A 21,642-nucleotide genomic window follows, 5' to 3' on the forward strand; every position below is an offset into this window, starting at 1 on the left:
TTTTTATAAAAATAAAAAAAAGCCCCTAGAATAAGGAGCTTTTAAGATATTGTTTTTACTAAAACCTTACTTTAAAATCGTATTAAATGTATTGCTAGGTCTCATAACTTTATTTATTAAAGTTTCGTTAGGTTCGTAATATCCGCCTATGTCTGTTGGTTTACCTTGAATAACATTTAACTCTTTAACAATAGTAGCTTCATTATCAGCTAATAGTTGTGCTATTGGAGTAAACTCAGCTTTTAAAGCCTCATCTTTATTTTGACTAGCTAATTCTTGTGCCCAATACATAGCCAAGTAAAAATGACTTCCTCTATTATCTAACTCTCCAGCTTTTCTTGAAGGGCCTTTTTTATTTTCAAGTAACTTTTCAGTAGCATCGTCTAGAGTTTCACCTAATATTTTTGCTTTTGCATTGTTATTAACTTCACTAAAGTGTTCTAATGATACAGCAAGTGCTAAAAATTCACCTAAAGAATCCCAACGTAAATGGTTTTCTTCAAGTAATTGTTGTACGTGTTTTGGAGCAGAACCACCTGCGCCGGTTTCAAATAGGCCACCACCATTCATTAACGGAACAATCGATAACATTTTTGCGCTGGTTCCAACTTCCAAAATAGGAAATAAATCGGTTAGGTAATCACGTAATACATTACCAGAAACAGAAATGGTGTCTTCACCCTTTATGATGCGCTCACAAGTAAATTTAGTGGCTTCAATAGGAGATAAGATTCTTAAATCTAACCCAGAAGTATCATGGTCTTTTAAGTATGTATTTACTTTTTTAATTAATTCAGCATCATGAGCTCTATTTTTATCTAGCCAAAAAACAGCAGGTGTTTGAGATGCTTTTGCACGAGTAACAGCTAACTTTACCCAGTCTTGGATTGGTGCATCTTTAGTCTGACACATTCTCCAGATATCGCCTTCTTCAACGTTGTGTTGTAATAACACGTTTCCTTCAGCATCTAGAACTTTTACGGTTCCGTTTGATGGAATTTCAAAAGTTTTATCGTGAGATCCATATTCTTCAGCTTTTTGTGCCATCAAACCAACATTGGGAACAGTTCCCATGGTTGTAGGATCAAAAGCGCCATGTTTTTTACAAAAATCTATAGTAGCAGCATAAACTCCTGCGTAACTACTATCTGGAATTACAGCTTTGGTATCTTGTAGTTTACCTTTAGCATTCCACATTTGTCCAGAAGTACGAATCATGGCAGGCATAGATGCATCAATAATAACATCACTTGGTACATGTAAATTTGTAATCCCTTTATCCGAGTTTACCATAGCTACGCCAGGACCATTATTATATGTAGCCTCAATATCTGCTTCAATTTCTTTGCGTTTTGCTTCTGGTAATTCTTGAATGCGTTCTATTAAGTTCCCTAAACCAGAGTTTACATTGACTCCTAGTGCTTCAATAGTCTCACCATGTTTTTCAAAAACATCTTTAAAAAAGGCTTTTACAGCATGACCAAAAATAATTGGATCACTCACTTTCATCATTGTTCCTTTCATATGAAGCGAAAACAAAATACCTTGTTCTTTAGCATCAGCAACTTGAGCATTTAAAAAGCTAACTAAAGCTTTTTTATTCATTACTGTTGCATCAATAATTTCACCTTTTAATAGCGGGAAACTATCTTTTAATGTTGTTGTATTACCATTAGTGTCAGTATGTGTTATCTTAACGCTGGTAGCACCTGGTAGGGTAGTAGATTTTTCATTGTGAGCAAAATCACCATCGCTCATTGTTGCAACGTGTGTTTTAGAATCGCTAGACCAAGCTCCCATAGAATGTGGGTTCTTTTTAGCATAATTCTTAACTGCTTTTGGAGCACGTCTATCTGAGTTACCTTCTCGTAAAACAGGGTTTACAGCACTTCCTTTAATTTTATCGTAACGCACCTTAATGTCATTTTCAGCGTCATTTCCTGGATCGTTAGGGTAATCAGGAATATTAAAACCTTTAGACTGTAATTCCTTTATAGCATCTTTCAATTGTGGGATTGAAGCACTAATGTTAGGTAGTTTAACAATATTAGCTTCAGGTTTTTTTGCTAATTCACCAAGTATTGCTAAATCGTCTGGAACACGTTGATCTTCAGTTAAAAAATCAGGAAACACAGCTAAAATTCTTGCTGCTAATGAAATATCTTTAGTTTCAATATTAATACCAGAAGATTTTACAAAAGATTGTACAATAGGTAATAAAGAACGTGTTGCTAAAGCTGGAGCTTCATCGGTTTTAGTATAAATGATTTTAGACATTGGTGTCGTTTTTTTTTAATTTGTGTATGATGCTAAAAATTAAAAAAATAGCAGATTCATTTTTAGCGATGCGAATATACAAAATTAGGTAATGAAATAGTTTATTTAAACCAACGAAAACGTTTTAGAAGATTTGTTTTAAAAGAATTGTAAAAAGTTGGTTTACCAATAAGAATTTAATAAAAAAACAACACCAATCTTGTAAAAAAACAAAAGCCATATCCCTGCAGAACTAAATCTACTTAGATATGGCTTTCTTGAAATAACTTAGCGAGACTTCATGCGTATTACTACCCATATTTGTTTAAAATTTTCATTTAAACCTTTTCAGTTCAAGCTTTTGCTAATTCAACGGAACATCTTAGTAATTTTCAAAATGTATTGACCTATTACAATGATATTCCAGAGTAATTGTTTTCTTGATGCTTGTCGCTCCCTCTTCACTTTCGTGTCAAAATTGCTATAAACATTGCTTACATGACAACCGCATTTTAAAATACTGCTGCTTTTTTAAGCTTTCCATTACATTAGTTATCAACTACTTTCGCATTGTGGTACTTTTTGTAATGTCATGGTCTATCGTTTACGCACGCATACACGTGGCTCAATAATACCTCAAAAACAATTATATAAAGAACGTTACCTTATTTAGAAAATTATGCAAATTCGTTGTTGAAGCGAAACCAACCAAGGTTGTCATTATTTCTTAGGTAAATATAATGTCAGATTTTAAAAAAACAAATTTTTCAACTATTTAGATATCAACGCGTTATGAACTTTAGTTATTAACAATTGTTAATAAAAAAAGCCTTGAGAATATCTCAAGGCTTTTAAACACTGCTAATGCAGCTATATTAGTATTAACGTCTACGCTCAGTAATTCTGGCTTTTTTACCAGTAAGACCTCTAAAGTAGTAAATTCTTGCTCTACGTACTTTACCACGTTTGTTAACTTCAATTTTTTGTAATGCAGGTAAATTAATTGGGAAGATACGCTCTACACCAACAGACCCAGACATTTTTCTAATTGTAAAAGTTTCTGAACTTCCAGAACCTCTTCTTTGTATTACCGTACCTCTAAAAAACTGAGTACGTGTTTTATTACCCTCTTTAATTTCGTAGTATACTGTAATAGTATCTCCTGCAGCAAATTCAGGTAATTCTTTTCTTGTTACAAATTCGTCTTGTACAAATTTCACTAAAGATTCCATATCTTTAAATTTTAATGGATTGATTCAGAACAACATTCACGATTCTCGCCAGAGGTTAACCCGAAATTGGCTGCAAAAATAAGTATTAATTCATAATCTGCAACGTTTTATTTACATTTTTTTGGGTGTTTCTTTTTGCTGCAATATGTTTAGGTTGTTTCATGTAAAGTGTTAGCAAAAAGTCAGGCTATCCGCTGTATCTTTCTGCGTAGCAGTCCCGAACTTGTTTCAGGATTTTTACAGTATTAAAAATAAGCTAAAATTTAAATGCTAACATATAAAGCTTCGCAGAAAGGATGTCGCTTCTATCCTTAACACAGTTTGAATCATATATCTTTATATATTTAGCAAAATAATTTAATTCATGCTTATAGCATTAAAATATGACCCTACGGTTGAAGATTGGTTAGTTCTTGCAGGTGGCGTTTTAGTTATTTTTCTCATAGCGTTTTTAGTAACAAAATATACTAAATATGGTGGCGGAAGTAATTATGGAATGACTAGTGAGTTTAATGATGATTTTCATGAGTTTGATGATTAATCAGCACAATCAAAAAAAGTAAGTTTTATCAATTAGTAAAAAGGTTTCTATAAAACTTTCGCAAGATCTGTCATTTCGAACGAAGAGAGAAATCTTATTCTAAAACCTTAATAAGTGGGATTCCTCTTCGTGCCTCATTCGGAATGACACACCAACTTTAAAAACAATTCCAATTTTTACCTGAAAATATAGACTTTTAATTCATATGGTTTGATTTAAACACGAGTCTTAATAGGTATCCAAATCGTTTCTTCTGATTCTGGATGATTGTTTTTGTATTGGGCTCCTAAAATATTAAAATGCGGTCTGTGGTCTAATTCATATTCAGACTTTGGTAACCAGTCTGAGTAAATATAAGTCATTAATGTGCCAATATCTTTTGCTAGCCCTTTGTAAGTAAACATTGCATACAAACCAGATGCTAAGTTTAATAGAGAGGTTCCGTTTGGTAAATCTTCAACATCCGAAACTTCTACAGTGGCCCATTTTGTAAATGTATTATTAGGATTGAAAGTTTTAAAATAGATTTCATCATATATCAAAACTTCAAAAATATCATTACTTACAGTGTTGCTTATTTTGTTACGTATTGGCATAAACTCAGAAAACAAGTCAAATGTTTTATTATCCATCAAAGACATAGAAATAGATTTTCCAACTAATGTTTTAGACGCTATTTCTTTTATTATTGGCGTTTGTTTCATATTAATTTTCATCAAGTAAATCTGGTCGCCGTTCCTTGGTTCTCAAATAAGCCTGTTCTTCGCGCCATTTTTCAATCTCAGGAAAATTACCACTAAATAATAATTCTGGAACTTTCCAACCTTTATAGTCTCTAGGTTTAGTATAAATTGGAGGCGCCAATAAACCATCTTGAAACGAATCGGTTAGGGCAGAGGTTTCATTACCTAAAACACCAGGTATTAATCTAATAACGGCATCGCAAAGTACAGCAGCCCCAAGTTCGCCACCAGACAACACATAGTCACCAATTGAAATTTCCCGTGTTATAAATTGATCCCGAACACGTTGGTCTACACCTTTATAATGTCCGCAAAGAATGATAATGTTTTCTTTTAATGAAATTTGGTTGGCTATACCTTGTTTTAAAGTTTCGCCATCAGGTGTCATATAAATAACTTCATCGTAATGGCGTTCTGCTTGTAGTGCCGAAATACATTTATCAATCGGCTCTACCATCATAACCATACCAGCGCCACCACCAAATTGAGTGTCATCTATAGATTTGTACCTGTCTGAGGTATAATCTCTTAAGTTGTGAAAATGGACTTCTACCAAACCAGCTTCAATAGCGCGTTTTAAAATGGATGCTTCAAACGGGCTTTTAAGTAATTCTGGTAAAACGGTTATAATGTCTATGCGCATGTTATTTTTTGTGATTTTGAATGTTGTGGTGAAATTTAGGGAATATTTTGAGAGGTTCGTTTAACGTGTTTGTGTATGATTTCGTTGCGTGTTTCAGCAACTAATTTAGCAAATACAAACCAAATAGAAAGTCCGCGAGGATTTTCGTAAGTATGCCTTTACTAGCAATGAATTATACACAATGTTGTGCCCAGTTATTTTAATCGATATATTGTTTTATTTTTTTTTCCAAATTTGTCAAACAAACCAAGTTCAGTTCCTTTTTTCAAATCTCTACTTGCTGTAGCAGAAGAAATATCTTTAAAAACATCCATATAGTCTTTTCTGGTAAATTCAGTTTTATTTAAGGAAACAAAATATTTTAATCTGTCCGTCTCATTTAAGGTTCTATTATTGAAGTTTAATAATTCACTTATTGAAACGTCAATAATGTTTAACATATATTCAATAAACTTAGTTGATGTTCCAGATTTATCACTTTCAGCTAAAGCTTTATAATACTTTTCCTGGTCGTTGCTAATTAAAGTTTCAAAAGGTAGAAACTCAAAAAGCGGATATTTTTCCATTAAAATTAATGTTTGCCATAGTCTTCCCATTCTTCCATTTCCATCCAAAAAAGGATGGATAAATTCCATTTCATAATGGAAAACACAACTTTTAATTAATTCGATTTCATCGGACTTTTTTAAGTATTCAAAAAGGTCTTTCATTAAGTGCGGTACATTTTCAAAAGGTGGTGCTAAATGTTCAACTTTCGCGCCTTTTACAATTCCGACACTTTGATTTCTGTATTTTCCACAAGGTTCAATTAGGCCTTCCATTAAACTTCGATGTGCTTTTAAAAATGATTTTTGGTCAGAAGGTTTGTATTCGTATAAATTTTCATAGATTTTGATGGCATTCAAAACCTCAAGAACGTCTTTTTTCGGTCCAATAACTCTTCGGTTTTCAAGAAGTGCTGTTATTTGTTCTTCTGTGAGCGTATTTCCTTCTATTTTAAGTGAAGAGTGAATAGTTTTAATTCTATGTTGCTTTCTCAATTTTGGTGAAGGTTTGTCTAACAAGTTAGCATTTACTTCTCCGATTTTTTCAGAAATAGAAGTTATTAATTTTAAAATTAAAGATGTTATTTCGTAAGGTGGGTTCATTCTTGATACTATCATTTGATAGTATCAAAAGTACAATCATTTAACATAAATTACCTTATGAAACGTGATTTTTTAATTGGGCACAATGTTCCACGGATATGCGTCGTTTTAATGACTTATATCCGACGTTAAACGAAGGTAGATGAAAATTTTTACAAAGTCAAGTTTGTAAATTACTTTGAGTGCTTCAAAGCAGTTAACTCTGCAATTTTGCATATTACCTCAGTGGCTTTAATCATGCTTTCTACTGGAACATACTCATAACGCCCATGAAAATTATGTCCACCAGCAAAAATATTAGGGCAAGGTAATCCCATATAACTTAATTGCGAACCATCTGTTCCACCACGAATGGCTTTAATCAGAGGTTCAATATCTAACTGTTTCATGGCTTCTTCGGCAATATTAACAATATGCATTACAGGTTCTATTTTTTCACGCATGTTGTAATACTGATCTTTAATTTCAATAGTAATCACTTCTCGTCCGTATTGTCTGTTAAGTTCGTTTGTCAATTTAACCATCACTTCTTTTCTTGCCTCAAAATGCTCTTTATCATGGTCACGTATAATATAATGCAATGTTGTTTCTTCAACTTCGCCTTTAATATCATGTAAATGGAAAAACCCTTGATACCCTTCAGTACGTTCTGGAGTTTCAAGTCGAGGTATAGAATTAATAAACTCAGTAGCTATATACATAGAGTTTACCATTTTATCTTTGGCATATCCTGGATGTACTATTTTACCTTTTACTTTTACCACAGCGCTAGCAGCATTAAAGTTCTCATATTCTAGTTCGCCAATTTGGCTACCGTCCATGGTATATGCCCAATCTGCTCCAAATTTTTCAACATCAAACTTATGTGCCCCTCTACCAATTTCTTCATCGGGTGTAAAACCCACTCTAATTTCCCCATGTTTAATTTCAGGATGCTTGATTAAATACTCCATGGCCGAAACAATTTCACAAATACCAGCTTTATCATCAGCTCCAAGAAGTGTAGTGCCATCTGTGGTGATTAAGGTTTGCCCTTTATATAAAAGTAAATCTTCAAAATAATCTGGTGATAGCACGATGTTTTCAGCTTCGTTTAAAATAATATCTTCACCATTATAATTCTCAATAATTTGAGGTTTTACATTGGCTCCTGTAAAATCTGGAGAGGTATCAAAATGAGAAATAAACCCAATTGTAGGCACTTCGTGTTCTACATTACTAGGCAATGTAGCCATGATGTAGGCATTGTTATCAATACTAACATCTGTCATCCCAATTTGCTTTAGCTCTTCAGCTAATGTATTAGCTAAATCCCATTGCTTTTTTGTACTAGGTGTTGTACTAGAATTTGGGTCGGATTCCGTATCGATAGTAACATAACCAATAAAACGTTTTATAATGTGTGCTTTTGAAATCATATACATAGAAATTGATAGCTGTAATGGGTTGTAATTTACAATTATTACCCGTTAGCAAGTAACTGTATCACTATTTTTTATTTACAAGATTTCAACTTATTTTTGCATGAAATATTACTGATGTACAAATCCATACTTCGCCCTTTATTTTTTTCTTTCGATCCTGAAAAAATTCATCATTTTACTTTTTCTTTAATAAAATTTTCATCAAAAATACCAGGTCTTAAAAGTATTTTTAGAAGTTTATACGTTATAGATAATAAACGATTAGAAAGAGAACTTTTCGGGCTGAAATTTAAAAACCCTGTAGGGTTAGCTGCTGGTTTTGATAAGAATGCGGTTTTGTATAATGAATTGGCAAATTTTGGTTTTGGTTTTATTGAAATAGGAACCGTAACACCAAAAGGTCAAGCTGGAAATCCCAAGAAAAGATTATTCCGATTAAAAGATGATAAAGGTATTATAAACCGAATGGGTTTTAATAATGAAGGATTAGAAGCTGCTATTTTACAGCTTAAAGGCAATAAAGGAAAATTGATTATAGGTGGTAATATTGGAAAAAACACAATTACAAAACCAGAAGATTATACCAAGGATTATTTAGAATGTTTTAACGCGCTACACCCTTATGTAGATTATTTTGTGTTGAATGTAAGTTGTCCAAACGTAGGAAGTCATGCTAAGTTAAACGACAAAGACTATTTGGAAGAATTAATAGGTGCTGTACAAAAGGCGAATAATATTTTTGAAAAACAGAAACCCATCTTATTAAAAATTGCACCAGACTTAAATAACAATCAATTAGATGAAATTGTAGAATTAGTAAGCGATACCAAACTTGATGGTGTTATAGCCAGTAATACATCAACAGATAGAGGGGGTTTAAAAGCTACAAAAGAGCAGCTAGAAACGATTGGTAATGGAGGTTTAAGTGGGCAACCCATAAAAGAAAAAAGTACTAAGGTTATACAATACCTTTCAGAAAAGAGCAATAAAGCATTCCCAATAATTGGAGTTGGAGGTATACATTCTGCTGAAGATGCTCTTGAAAAATTAGATGCAGGGGCAGACTTGGTTCAAATTTATACAGGATTCATTTATGAAGGCCCAAGTTTAATAAAATCGATAAATAAAGCGATTCTAAGCCGATAGATTTCTACTTAATAATCTTTTTTACAACTTTAGTTTTACCGTTTGTCAAGGTAAGTAAATAGGTTCCTGAAGATAGACTACTAAAATCAATAGGACTATTTGTAACAGTGCCAGAAAGAAAAGGTTGTCCAACTAGGTTAGTAATAGTAAATGTAGATATGTTTTCTATGTCACTATTTTTAATATAAAGTAAATCGCCTTGAATAGGGTTAGGGTATACTTTGTATATGTTATCACTTATTGGAGTATGAATTGTTTTTACAAATATATTGTCAATAGCAATATCTCCTTTCCACCCGTTTCCTCTAACTGCTCTAAAACGTACTTTTATAGTTTCGTTGGCGTATGATGATAGGTTGACATTTTTTGTTATAAAATCGTCAGTTTGATGGTCTTGTTGACTGCCATAAATAGGATCAATTACATTGTTTATATAACCTGAATCTGTTTTGATGTCAACATGTAATTCGCCAACATCTTCACCAAACATATGGTATGAAAATTCTAGCTCACTGTTTTGATAATTTACATCAATACATGGCGAAATAAATTCTGTTATATCTCCTGGTTGCGCACCAGAGGCCTCAGCGTAGATGTACGTGTTTAATTTATTTTCAGAATTCAAGTAATCTAAAGGACCCGTTTCACCAGATTGCGTATCACCAAAGTTAGAATACCAGTGATATCCATGTCCTGTAACATCATTACTCGTCCAACCGTGCTTTTCAAGCATATTAAAATCTTCAAAACTTTCGTCTAACAGGTCTATGTGTGTACCTACCTTTATAAAGTTAGTATACTTTTTTCTGATACTTTTAGATTTATTTGAGACCGTAAGTGTTACATCATAAATACCAGATTCAAAAGTATGTGTTGGGTTTTTGGTAGTATAATCTATTTCATTATCACCATTAATATCCCATTGCCATTCAGTCATGTTTTCACAAGTGCTTTCAAAACTAACGGTTAGAGAATTATCACAAGTTTCACTTTCATTTACACTAATATTAGCATTAAATGATGGGCACGATAGATAATTTTTAGTAGTCATATAAAAGGCATACATTCTAGCTAATTGTTGTTCAGAGAAATGTGTTCTACAACTTTTACTTGAATAAGACATTATGTTACCAGTATCTGGAGTGTAAACATCACCATTAGCATCGGTTTGATTTCCAATGTATTCACAAGAAGTATTAACTTTATAGCTTAACCTTGGGTCTGCAGGTGTATCACAAATACCATCACCATCCGTATCACAGTTGCTACCATCAACTAATTCAGTTGTTTGTGTATTATTATCAGCTCCATGTGTATGAAGTAATGAGAAAAAGTGCCCTAATTCATGAGGAAGCGACGAGCCATTAGTTGCACAGTTATTTTTCATTACAACTATGTCGTTTCTGCCTATGTTATCACTATACCCACAAATACTTTCCTTAGACTCATTTTCAATATAATTTGTAAAGTACATATTTATTAAACCAGGAACATAATGTGTGTCTGTAAAACTTTTTTCATCTCCTCTTTTAAAATGACATAATGCATCATCATCTATGTACTCAATACCATCACAGATAAAAAAATCTAAATTTGCTTCATTGTAAATAGCATTTAAATTTGAGAAAGTCTCATCCAAATCTAAAGTACTTAAACCACCCGAACCATCAGAATTTCTAATGATATAAACTTTTACAGGAATGGAATTTATAGTTTTAGCAGGTACTGTACCTTTTGAATGATTAGTGGACAAAAACTCGCTTTCAAATGTTTTTAATTGAGGTTTAATGCTTTCGTAAAACGCTAGAGATTTTGAAGAGGTAATGTTACCACAAGATGCTTCTTGTTTATTCTGAGAAAATAAAAGATGAGGAATCGATAGGAGTATCGATAATACCAGAAATTTTAGTTTGTAGGTTAATATATTCATTTGGGATGAAAACATTTATAGTCAAATGTATACCGAAATGAATGTTCATTAGAAAAAAAACGTTAAAATGTTAATATAGTCGATTACTTAACATTTTAACGCCTTTTTTGTTAACAATTCAATAAAATAAATTGTTTTGAATACAAGAATTAGTCTATCACAAGTTTTTGAGTATGACTAGTTCCTTTTTTATCAGATACTTTAAGTAGAAATATACCTTTGCTTGTATTTGATAAATCTATGTTTAATTTTGAAAGGTTTTGTTTTACTTTAACTTGTTTTACTAGGTTACCTAAAACACTATAAACTTCAATTTTTTCTAAATCCATATTTTGAATGTTTGAAATAGTAACATTGCCTTTACTAGGATTTGGGTAGATACTTATATTTTCTAACGCAGAAGTTTCACTTGAACTAAGAACAGTGTCTAGGTTTATAGTAAGTTGTGCTACTTTTTCCATATTAAAAGGCGCAACACCTCTAATATTTGTTATAACACCTTGAGGGCTAGTTGCTGCATTGTTTAATGAATAAGTAGAGCCTTCTTCAGTACCAGCATCATAAGGGTAAAGGTCCATAGTAATAGAATTTTGCCAAGTTCCACCACTTCTTAAATCTAAGCTATTAACTACAATCAACCAATCTGGACTTGGCGCAATCATAGATAAGAGTGTAAGTAAAGGATAGTCTTCACTAACTTGTACAGTAAAATTTATTTCTGTTCCAGCGTTTAGAAACAAGTCTCCAGCATTTATAAATTGTTCAGCATCGTTTGCATCTAGGGCATCCTGTATATCGTTATTTCTAAATACAGACCAAGCACCTAATTCAGCAATGTTTTCAACACCAGTAGTAGCAGTGCCTCCTGCTTGTGCAAATGTTACATTACTGTTATGGTTAGCACCAACAAGGTCTGACCAATGCGCATTACCTGGAAGGGCATTACCACCATTATGATCAGTAGCATTCCAATAATTGGTGAACTTAATATTATAGATAGCTGTACTTTGGCCATAAACAAATGTGCAAATTAGAAATGATAAAAGGATAGTAATTTTTTTCATAATTGTATTTTGAAGGATTAATATTTGACTTGTGTCGTTATAAATATATAAACCTTACATTCTTAAAAATAATAGTATTTTTATCAACTGAATTTTTTATAGGAATGTCAAAAAACATCAAAATAATTGAATGTCCGCGTGATGCTATGCAAGGAATAAAACAATTTATCCCTACAGTACAAAAGGTACAATATATTCAGTCTTTATTGAGGGTTGGTTTTGATACGATTGATTTTGGAAGTTTTGTGTCTCCAAAGGCTATTCCACAGATGGTAGACACATCAGAGGTGTTATCTCAACTAGATTTAAGTGCTACTTCAAGTAAGTTATTATCTATTATAGCAAATACAAGAGGAGCCAATGATGCTTCAAAATACAAAGCTATTAATTATTTAGGATATCCTTTTTCGATTTCTGAAAATTTTCAAATGCGTAATACACACAAAACCATAGCGCAATCTGTTACAACACTTTCTGAAATACTAGAAATTGCTGATAAATCAGGAAAAGAAGTTGTGGTTTATATTTCAATGGGTTTTGGTAACCCTTATGGAGACCCTTGGAATGTTGATATAGTAGGAGAGTGGACTGAAAAATTATCTAACATGGGTGTTAAAATTTTATCGCTTAGTGATACTATTGGAACATCAAACCCAGAAAGTATCGATTATTTATTTTCAAATTTAATCCCTAAATACCCAAATATCGAATTTGGAGCGCATTTACACACCACCCCAACTACTTGGTTTGAAAAAGTAGATGCGGCATATAAAGCAGGATGCTATCGTTTTGATGGCGCTATTCAAGGTTTTGGCGGATGCCCTATGGCTAAAGATGAATTGACAGGTAATATGCCCACTGAAAAATTATTATCTTATTTTACCTCAAATAATAAGAATAATTTGAATTCGCTTAGTTTTGAGAGTGCTTATAACGAAGCTTCGAAAATTTTCAATCATTTTCATTAAAAAAGCACTAAAAAAATTAGTGCTTTTTATTCTTCTCTTTATGTTAGAATCTAAATTCTAAACCAGCATAGGCTCCAAAAGGATGCCCAGGTCTTAATCCCGCAGGAACTCTAGATACTGCATAAGTCTCGTCTAAAAGGTTTATTATATTCCCTGTAACACTTATGTTTTTGTTAAAGTGATATTTACCCGAGAAATCTAATATAATGTTAGATGTTACACCATTAGCATCAGTAATTTTCTCAGTTCCAGCTGTAGTTCTAAAAGCGCCGTTAAAGCGTCCATTTAAATTCAATTCAAACGATTTGTGCTCTAATGATATTGATGTATTAAATTGATGTTTTGCAATATATGGTAATTCATCACCGCTAGTAACCTCTCCCCATAAATCATCATCACTACCAAAGCTGTTTAGAAACTCAGTATCTGTAAATGTGTAACCAAATGTAAGAGGAAGTCTTAATTTAGCGTTTTTACTTAATAGATCATAGTTTAAAAGTAATTCAATTCCTTTAACAGCTACTTCACCAGCATTAAATTGGTCTAAAGACCCTGTTCCACCAGTTGCGGCTAAATCACTACCTAAAAGATTACTGTAATCGTTGTAAAATACAACTACATCTCCTCGAATACCTTTAAAGTTAAAACGAGAACCTACTTCATAATTAATACTTTCTTCAGCTTCCTGATTAGGAGAATTACCTGGAGGTGAAAACCCTTTATGAATGCCTCCGTATAAAGATGTAAAAGCACTAAACTTATAGTTGAAGCCTATTCCTGGGATAAATATATCTAAATCGTTTTCTCTAGTTACTAAGTTAGTTCCAGATCTACTAGAATCATTTTTTCCGTAATCTTCTCTCATTAGAGTAATATTTTCGTAGCGTAAACCTGGTGTTATCGTTAATTGATTATATTTTAATTTGTAAAGAATAGATCCAGCAAAGGCTTTAGCGCTACTTATTCTATTGGCATCACTTCCTGGAGCACCTTTAGTTGTTAAATTCATTTGTCCATCAATAATGTTAAAACCATCTACCCATTGAAACCTGTCTTCTTCATCATAATGATATCTTAAGCCTATCTCTAAATCATGAAAAGTATTTTTGCCATACCAATGGTAGTCGAATTTTGTTTGAATACCTTGAGATTTATATTTTCTATTATTTGCTTTTAAAATAAGCGCATCCGAACTAGAATTACTGCTACCATCAACAATACTAAAATGATTAGGGTATGTTTCTGGGTTTTCTACTACTGATGAAATACCAACTTTATCTCCGTTAAAAACAATATCATTTAATTTATACCAATTCCTTGCGAAACCATTATAGTAAGCATCTGTGGTTATCCTAAATTGTTTGGAAAATTCTAATTGATGACTTGCTGTGAATTGAATATGATCGTTTGTCATTTTATCATCTTGCGAACTTGCATAACGATTAAAAGGGTTAGCAACAAAATCTTCTTGTGATAAACCTAAATAAGTCTCGTTTGAAACTTCATCAGAATATTGAAATTTAAAATTCACAGCTTGTTTTATTGAAGCATCTGGTTTAGAATTTAATCTAAATTTAGCAACAAAATCATTCTTATCGAATCCTGTGTTACTGCCATCAGGTAAATTTTTAAATCCATCGGAATTAAAATTTAAATATTCTAAGGTATAACCAAATATAGTTTTACTATCACCTATTTTAGCATGAACTTGTCCTGTATTGAAACTACCATAGCTTGTTTTAATATTACCTTGGAACGTATCAGGTATTTGTGCGCTTACTAAATTTATTGCACCTCCTGTAGTAAATGGCCCATATTGAATTTGGCTACTTCCTTTTAAAATTTCAACAGCTTGCATTCTCGCAACAGAAGGGAAATAATATGCAGCGGGAGCACTATAAGGGGCAGGAGCAATCAAAATTCCGTCTTCCATGATAGAGATTTTAGCACTTCTCTCAGGTGAAGTTCCTCTTAAACTTATATTTGGTCTGAGTCCAAAACCATCTTCTTCATATATATTAACACCTGGAACAGATCTTAATACACGATTAATATCTGTATGATTAAATTTTGCTAGTTCCGCAGGAGAAATATAATAAGAAGAACCTGTTCTGTTTTTTGCTTCATATTTATTTCCAAAAATAACTTGAGTACTAATTAGTACTTGGTCAAGTTTCTGTATGGAATCATTAGTTTTTTCATTGTTTTGTGCAAATGAAATGCACGTAAACAGTAGGATAATAAGTGTGATTTTGGTTTTCATTTTATTTAGACTGATTAAAAATAAGGTTCTAATTTAAGTGCAAAAATAGAAATGAATTTTACTTTCACAAAGTTTATTTAGAATAAATAAAAATAAAAAACATAATTTGTTGATTAATAGTTTTTTACAAATGTTAAGTTTTTGTTACTTGAGTATAATTATCTGTAAAAGGTCTTTTGATGAGTAAAAAAATTGTAAATTTGCACGCAATTATAACTGTAATTGCAACATGACTGCACACGAAAACAAAATTGTCGGAGAAGGTTTAACCTATGATGACGTTCTTTTAGTCCCAGCTTTTTCTGAAGTACTTCCTAGAGAAGTAAGTATACAAACAAAGTTTACCAGAAATATCACTATTAATGTACCAATTGTTTCGGCGGCAATGGATACTGTAACCGAAAGTAAAATGGCAATTGCTATAGCACAAGAAGGTGGTATTGGGGTGCTACACAAGAACATGACTATAGAGCAACAAGCACAAAAAGTAAGACGTGTAAAACGAGCAGAAAGTGGTATGATTATAGATCCTGTAACATTACCATTAACAGCAACGGTAGCAGATGCCAAACGCAACATGGCCGAACATAGTATTGGTGGTATTCCAATAGTGGCTAAAGATGGTACACTAAAAGGCATTGTTACCAATCGAGATTTACGTTTTGAGCATGATAACAGCAAATCTATAGTAGATGTAATGACCTCCGATAATTTGGTAACGGCTTCTGTTGGTACATCACTAAATGATGCAGAAAGTATTCTTCAACAACATAAAATAGAAAAGTTATTAATAGTTGATGATAATTACAAATTATCAGGCTTAATAACGTTTAGAGATATCACAAAGTTGAGTCAAAAACCAAACGCTAATAAAGATCAATACGGCCGTTTACGTGTTGCAGCAGCTTTGGGTGTAACGGCTGATGTTGTAGATAGGGCAGAAGCTTTAGTTAATGCAGGTGTCGATGCTGTAGTTATAGATACAGCTCATGGACATACTAAAACTGTATTAACAGCTCTTAAATCTGTAAAAAACAAGTTTCCAGACTTAGATGTTATTGTAGGTAATGTGGCAACAGCAGCAGCAGCTAAGTTTTTAGTAGAAGCTGGTGCAGACGCTGTAAAGGTTGGTATTGGGCCAGGTTCTATATGTACAACTCGTGTAGTTGCAGGTGTAGGGTTTCCGCAGTTTTCTGCAGTGTTAGAAGTTGCTGCGGCTATAAAAGGTACAGGTGTTCCAGTAATTGCAGACGGTGGCATACGTTACACAGGTGATATTCCAAAAGCTATAGCTGCTGGTGCAGACACTGTAATGTTAGGATCGCTTTTAGCAGGAACCAAAGAATCTCCTGGTGAAACCATTATTTATGAAGGTAGAAAGTTTAAATCTTACCGTGGTATGGGATCTGTAGAAGCTATGAAACAAGGAAGTAAAGACCGTTATTTCCAAGATGTGGAAGATGATATTAAAAAGTTAGTACCAGAAGGTATCGTGGGACGTGTACCATATAAAGGTGAACTTAACGAAAGTATTCATCAATTTGTTGGTGGTTTGCGTGCAGGAATGGGGTACTGCGGTGCTAAAGATATAGAGACTTTAAAAGAAACTGGACAGTTTGTAAAGATTACAGCGAGTGGTATTAATGAAAGTCACCCGCATGATGTAACTATTACTAAAGAGTCTCCTAATTACTCAAGATAGGTTTAAAAGTTTTTTCAAAATTTTACATTGAAAATATTATGAAAAAGATTTTTCAGATAATTTTCTTGTTTCCTATTTTACTTTCTGCACAAATTAACGAAAGCGAAAGTGATTCACTTAATTTGAAAGCAAAACTTGCTCTTAGTGGGTTTTGGCAAGATGGTAATGTGGAAACTTTAATTTTCCGAGCAAAATCTGATTTGAGTTTTAAGCCTTGGAAAAAGTGGGTGTTTAAAACACAAAACTCCTATGTTTATCAGGAATTCGGGAAGGAAAAGGCTGATGAAGATATATTGAGTCTTAACTTTTTATACTTTAACCCTGAGAAGAAAATATATCCATTTGTTTTAGGTTTTGTAAGTACTAATTTTCGTAGAGAAATCGATTTACGTTCTCTATTGGGTGCAGGGGTTAGTTTTCAAGTTATGAAAAAGAAAAAGGATTGGCTTAAATTGTCCATTTCAAGCGAATATGAACAAACTGAATTTAAAAAGGCAGGCTTTAATAAATCTGAATATGATGGCGAAACTACTATTAATACATTTCGTTGTACTGTTTGGTTAAATGGGAAATACCATTTATTCAAAAATAAAGTAATTTTAAGTCATGAAAATTATTTTCAGCCTTCTTTAGAAAAGGGAAATAATTTTAGGTGGCGAGCAGATATAGGTTTAGAATTGCCACTTTGGAAGTATTTAAACTTTAAAATAAACTACCTTCAGTCATTTGAAAGTCTAGTTATAGAAGACCAAAAGCAACAAGATAGATTTTTAACTTTTGGATTTACTTTAAAAAGTTATTAATTGCTTTGAGTATTTAAATTTTATAGCAGATTAAGAGATTAAGATATATTTTATATTAAAAAAAGCAACTAAATTAATTTAGTTGCTTTTTTTGACTGTATTACAAAATCTAGATTTTACTGAACTTCAATAGAATAACTTACTTCAACATCTGTACTACCTCCAGCTCCAGTAGCTGTTCCATCGTTTGGTTTTGTAGGTTCATGCTTCAATATAACTGTTAAGCTACCAGTTGCTGCTGAACCTGTAGTTACAGTAGTTGCTATTCCCACAGGGTTTCCATCACCATCAACGTCAGTTTTAGTAATAGTTAATCCAGCAGTACTGGAATAGAAAAACTCATGCTCATCTGCTTCATCTTCAACTTCTAAAGTAATATCTTCAGCTGGGTTTTCTGTAGCATTCCATAACTTAATACCACCAGTATATGTAGCATTTGCTGTTAATGGTCCAGAAATATCATAAATTCCATCTGCACCACCTTCACCATCTAAATCTGTAAAGGTTAATGTAACTACATCTGTATTATCTGCATTATTTGCTAATGTGTAAATTACTGTAGTAATTAATTCTTCTTCACTATCATGGTCATCATCATTTCCATCGTCATCACTAGAACATCCAATAGCTAAAGACGAAATAAAAAGTAAGGCTAATAATTTGATTGTTTTCATGTTTTTTAATTTTAAAGTATTCATGGTTTTTGTTTTAATAATTTATTTTAAGTTGTATGTTAAAATTTCTACCTAACTCATCTGCAAAATAGCGGAGTCTGTTTAAATGTTCTCTGTAAGAAACATTAAAAAGGTTCTCAACATTAAACGCTACTTTTAAGGTTTTTGTTTTAAATACCTTAAATCTAGCTGAGCTATTAAAGTTGAAGAGTGTATAGGTTTCAGGTGTTGAGCTAATATCTACATAAACTTCTTGTTGTAGTACTGGATCAAACGTAAAAAAATTGTAATCTGGAAATCTATTTTGTTGTAATACAGTTTTTTGTGTTAAACCAATTGATAGTTGGTTTAGTTTTTCATTATTATATGTTATTGAATTTGAAAAATTTGTAGCTGGCATATTAATAAGTGGAATATCTTCTGATAAATTATCGCCTCTTAACAAACTTAAGCTACCTGTGTAATTAAAGTTATTACTGATTGTTTTGTATAAATCTATATCAACCCCAAATATTTGAGCGTTAGTTTGGTTGTATTCCCAAACAGGAAATGCACCTCTAACTGTTGTTGTTGTACCTATTGGAATCAGCTGAATGAAATTAGATATATATTTATAGTAAGGACTAATTGTGAAACCAAAATTTTGATGCTTTCTTTCAAGAGAAGCCATAAATTTATTTGCAATTTCTTTTTCCATAGTTAGCTGTCCAATTTCTATTCTAGCCGCACTATGGTGTAGGCCTTCGCTAAATAATTCTGAAGGATTAGGCATTCTAGATGCCAACCCATAATTAAAAATAAATTCGAAGTCATTTCTCATATGCCTAGCATAACCTAAGTTAGCAGATATGTTATGAAATGAAAATTCTGGGTTCGTAAAATACCTTGAATCCTCGATAACTCCAGTATTAAACTCTGGAAACAATTCATCATAATTGTATGTTTCATCCCAATCTGTAACTCTATATCGTTTTGAGGCTTCAATTCGAGAAAAATCATATCTAAAACCAGCACTAATTTCTGTAAGCAAGTTTAAATTATAAGCCCCAATAGCATAAAAACCAAAATCATATTTGTCGTAATCTGGGATTAAAGGAGTAGTTCCTGTTCCAGAAATGGCATCGTTTTGTTGATAGCGTAATAAAAACCCAGTGTTTATTTTTAGATTTTCATAAGCATCTATTCTTAGGTTTGGTTGTAACGATGTTGTAAACAATCTTAGGTCTACAACGGGTACATTCGCTTTGTCTCCACGTCTTAAATCGAATTCTTTTCGTCTATTAATTTGAAAATCATACTGTAGTGTTAATTTTCCAAATTCTTTAAAACGTTTGTAAGCCTCAATTTTTCCTAAATGATGAAAAATAGATTGTTTTGGGTTGTTAATAGTATTTGAAAAATCTGAAATATATTGGGGCTCTCCACTATTTATTGCTCTTACTAAATCTCCAACGTTACCAATATGTGAAGCCCTTAGAATACCGAATGTATTATCCACAAAACTATAATATGCATCAAAACCCTTTTCAAAAGATTTAAACCCTATTCTAGCTGAAGCATTTATACTTTTAATACCTGTATTACTTAGATAGTAATTTTGAGATTCAAAATCACCAAAAGTTTTATAACTCCCTTGTATTTTTGTGTAAAAGCCATTCTTATTGGTTTTTACGATCTCAGAATTTATATTCCCTCCCCATCCGTTGGTGTTTAAAGCCAACGAAGTACTTCCAAATAAACTATCTTTAACTGCATAGTTTTCAGGGCGTATTAAAATTAATCCACCAATAGCGTCACTACCATACATAAGCGAATTAGCCCCTTTAATAACATCAATACGTCCACTAGCGTTTATATCAATATTTGGTGCATGTTCATAACCCCATTCTTGATCAAAAAGCCGAACATTGTTGTTTATAATTAGTAGCCTACTACTGTGTAGTCCATGAATCATAGGTTTAACAATGGTGTTACCAGTATTTAATGATGATACACCACTAATTGTGTTTAATGCATCTCCTAATGATTTATCTGAAAAAGTTTCAATCTGCTTTTTAGAAACTGTTTGCTGGATGGATGTTTTCTCAATTTTAGAATCGGTAGTTACCGTAATCTCTTTCAGTTCTTCCAAATGATGCTCCATATTTATCTCTTGGTAGGTATCACCATCAATGTCTACTTCTACGCGTTTGGTTTCACATCCAACGTGTGATATTATTAACACTAGCTTTCCATTACACAGATTTTCAATGGTGAATTTACCATTGATATCTGCTGATGTATAGGTGTTTGAAGTTTCATTGTAAATGGTTGCACCAGACATTGGTGTACCGTCATGAAAGTCTTTTATTTCACCTAAAAGCGTGTATGTGCAATTTTGAGTATGGGCTAAGTTTAAAAAACAGAGCACCACAATCAATAAATAGTGTTTCATTAAATTGTGTTTTAATTTAAAATTAGAATTTTAAACTAAAACAGGAGGACCTCTTAATGAAAAAGATAATGGTTGAAGATTACTGAGAAATTTGTATGTTAAGTAAGATACTTTATGTGGATAATCAACTGGTGTTGAATCATAATTATTTACTGTAGGTGAAAAATAATTAGTTATTTGAAATTTTTGAAACTCACAATCTAAATCTACTTTGTGAATGTGGGTTGTGTCTCCACCAATACAAACTTGATGCTCATCATGTTCAAAAATATGGATAAGTCTTGATGCAGAAGATACAAATAGCGATAGTGCCAACAAAAATGTTAGTATTTTAAACGCAATATGTTCTTTAACGAAAGTCATCAATCTACAAATCGTTTTAAGCCAATTCTACGGAGCATTTTCTTTTCAAAGTTCCAAAAAAACTTATGTTGACCAAATAACCAGCCAAAAAACACAAGTAAAAATTGATATACAACAAAGAGTAAAAGAATTCTAATAGTCCAATACCCAAAACTTGAAAATTTTTCAGTTGTAATATTTAGGAAAGCAAGAATGGGTTTGCCAATGTAAGATGCAGTAGATCCAGTAACAGCAAATACAATTAAAATAATCGCTATTTGCCAGTTATGCTCAATGCCCCAACGTTCTTTTAACTTATTCAATTGTAC

At 32.4% G+C, this 21,642-nt stretch carries 18 protein-coding genes; 5 read left to right on the forward strand and 13 right to left on the reverse strand.

Annotated elements, in window-relative coordinates; translation table 11 throughout:
• Window positions 1-66: 66 nt before the first annotated feature.
• Both Q0772_RS15110 and rplS read right to left on the reverse strand, forming a co-directional pair.
• A complete protein-coding gene (locus Q0772_RS15110) occupies window positions 67-2,277 on the reverse strand; it encodes an NADP-dependent isocitrate dehydrogenase (protein ID WP_298346516.1) in 2,211 nt (736 codons plus the stop codon).
• 860 nt (window positions 2,278-3,137) lie between these two features.
• On the reverse strand, window positions 3,138-3,488 hold the full coding sequence (gene rplS, locus Q0772_RS15115) for a 50S ribosomal protein L19 (RefSeq protein WP_298346518.1): 351 nt from the start codon (window positions 3,486-3,488) through the stop codon (window positions 3,138-3,140).
• Window positions 3,489-3,852: 364 nt separating this feature from the next.
• Between rplS and Q0772_RS15120 the strand changes: the two genes are divergently transcribed.
• Window positions 3,853-4,029 (forward strand): hypothetical protein, encoded by a 177-nt coding sequence (locus tag Q0772_RS15120; RefSeq protein WP_298346520.1) that lies wholly within the window; start codon window positions 3,853-3,855, stop codon window positions 4,027-4,029.
• 215 nt (window positions 4,030-4,244) lie between these two features.
• Here Q0772_RS15120 and Q0772_RS15125 read toward each other — a convergent pair whose 3' ends face one another.
• The 4 genes from Q0772_RS15125 to pepT form a co-directional block, all read right to left on the reverse strand.
• Complete coding sequence (locus Q0772_RS15125; protein ID WP_298346522.1) at window positions 4,245-4,733, reverse strand: GyrI-like domain-containing protein; 489 nt, start codon at window positions 4,731-4,733, stop codon at window positions 4,245-4,247.
• Window position 4,734: 1 nt separating this feature from the next.
• Complete coding sequence (gene trmD / locus Q0772_RS15130) at window positions 4,735-5,415, reverse strand: tRNA (guanosine(37)-N1)-methyltransferase TrmD (RefSeq protein ID WP_298346524.1); 681 nt, start codon at window positions 5,413-5,415, stop codon at window positions 4,735-4,737.
• 194 nt (window positions 5,416-5,609) lie between these two features.
• Complete coding sequence (locus Q0772_RS15135) at window positions 5,610-6,563, reverse strand: Fic family protein (RefSeq protein ID WP_298346676.1); 954 nt, start codon at window positions 6,561-6,563, stop codon at window positions 5,610-5,612.
• Window positions 6,564-6,736: 173 nt separating this feature from the next.
• Window positions 6,737-7,981, reverse strand: coding sequence for a peptidase T (gene pepT, locus Q0772_RS15140; protein ID WP_298346526.1), 1,245 nt, complete (start codon window positions 7,979-7,981; stop codon window positions 6,737-6,739).
• 120 nt (window positions 7,982-8,101) lie between these two features.
• On the opposite strand from pepT, the gene Q0772_RS15145 reads away from it, so the two are divergent.
• Window positions 8,102-9,133 (forward strand): quinone-dependent dihydroorotate dehydrogenase, encoded by a 1,032-nt coding sequence (locus Q0772_RS15145; RefSeq protein ID WP_298346529.1) that lies wholly within the window; start codon window positions 8,102-8,104, stop codon window positions 9,131-9,133.
• Window positions 9,134-9,137: 4 nt separating this feature from the next.
• Here the strand turns inward: Q0772_RS15145 and Q0772_RS15150 are convergent, their stop codons facing one another.
• Window positions 9,138-11,063, reverse strand: a complete 1,926-nt coding sequence (locus Q0772_RS15150; RefSeq protein WP_298346531.1) for a T9SS type A sorting domain-containing protein — start codon at window positions 11,061-11,063, stop codon at window positions 9,138-9,140.
• Window positions 11,064-11,212: 149 nt separating this feature from the next.
• The gene (locus Q0772_RS15155) at window positions 11,213-12,127 is read right to left on the reverse strand and encodes a spondin domain-containing protein (RefSeq protein WP_298346533.1); all 915 of its coding nucleotides are present in this window, start codon (window positions 12,125-12,127) and stop codon (window positions 11,213-11,215) included.
• Between the two features lie 104 nt (window positions 12,128-12,231).
• Between Q0772_RS15155 and Q0772_RS15160 the strand changes: the two genes are divergently transcribed.
• Window positions 12,232-13,095 carry a hydroxymethylglutaryl-CoA lyase gene (locus tag Q0772_RS15160; RefSeq protein WP_298346535.1) on the forward strand — a complete coding sequence of 288 codons (864 nt, stop codon included), beginning with the start codon at window positions 12,232-12,234 and terminating at the stop codon, window positions 13,093-13,095.
• A gap of 43 nt (window positions 13,096-13,138) precedes the next feature.
• Here Q0772_RS15160 and Q0772_RS15165 read toward each other — a convergent pair whose 3' ends face one another.
• On the reverse strand, window positions 13,139-15,358 hold the full coding sequence (locus tag Q0772_RS15165) for a TonB-dependent receptor (RefSeq protein WP_298346538.1): 2,220 nt from the start codon (window positions 15,356-15,358) through the stop codon (window positions 13,139-13,141).
• 229 nt (window positions 15,359-15,587) lie between these two features.
• Here Q0772_RS15165 and guaB point away from each other — a divergent pair, with 229 nt between their 5' ends.
• Both guaB and Q0772_RS15175 read left to right on the forward strand, forming a co-directional pair.
• Window positions 15,588-17,060: an IMP dehydrogenase gene (gene guaB / locus Q0772_RS15170; protein WP_298346540.1), complete on the forward strand. Its 1,473-nt coding sequence runs from the start codon at window positions 15,588-15,590 to the stop codon at window positions 17,058-17,060.
• 38 nt (window positions 17,061-17,098) lie between these two features.
• Window positions 17,099-17,863 (forward strand): DUF481 domain-containing protein, encoded by a 765-nt coding sequence (locus tag Q0772_RS15175; RefSeq protein ID WP_298346542.1) that lies wholly within the window; start codon window positions 17,099-17,101, stop codon window positions 17,861-17,863.
• Between the two features lie 116 nt (window positions 17,864-17,979).
• On the opposite strand, the gene Q0772_RS15180 is transcribed toward Q0772_RS15175, so the two are convergent.
• From Q0772_RS15180 to Q0772_RS15195, 4 genes are read right to left on the reverse strand one after another with little or no spacing between them, the layout of a single operon-like run.
• On the reverse strand, window positions 17,980-18,537 hold the full coding sequence (locus Q0772_RS15180) for a type 1 periplasmic binding fold superfamily protein (RefSeq protein ID WP_298346543.1): 558 nt from the start codon (window positions 18,535-18,537) through the stop codon (window positions 17,980-17,982).
• A gap of 34 nt (window positions 18,538-18,571) precedes the next feature.
• Window positions 18,572-20,971 (reverse strand): TonB-dependent receptor plug domain-containing protein, encoded by a 2,400-nt coding sequence (locus Q0772_RS15185; RefSeq protein WP_298346545.1) that lies wholly within the window; start codon window positions 20,969-20,971, stop codon window positions 18,572-18,574.
• A gap of 30 nt (window positions 20,972-21,001) precedes the next feature.
• Entirely contained in the window at window positions 21,002-21,334 is a 333-nt protein-coding gene (locus Q0772_RS15190; protein ID WP_298346547.1) for a hypothetical protein, read from the reverse strand.
• Window positions 21,334-21,636 (reverse strand): DUF6787 family protein, encoded by a 303-nt coding sequence (locus tag Q0772_RS15195; RefSeq protein ID WP_298346549.1) that lies wholly within the window; start codon window positions 21,634-21,636, stop codon window positions 21,334-21,336. The genes Q0772_RS15190 and Q0772_RS15195 overlap by 1 nt, the downstream gene beginning before the upstream one ends.
• Window positions 21,637-21,642 lie beyond the last annotated feature (6 nt).

The organism is uncultured Algibacter sp. (assembly GCF_947490405.1).
Taxonomy (GTDB): Bacteria; Bacteroidota; Bacteroidia; order Flavobacteriales; family Flavobacteriaceae; genus Algibacter_B.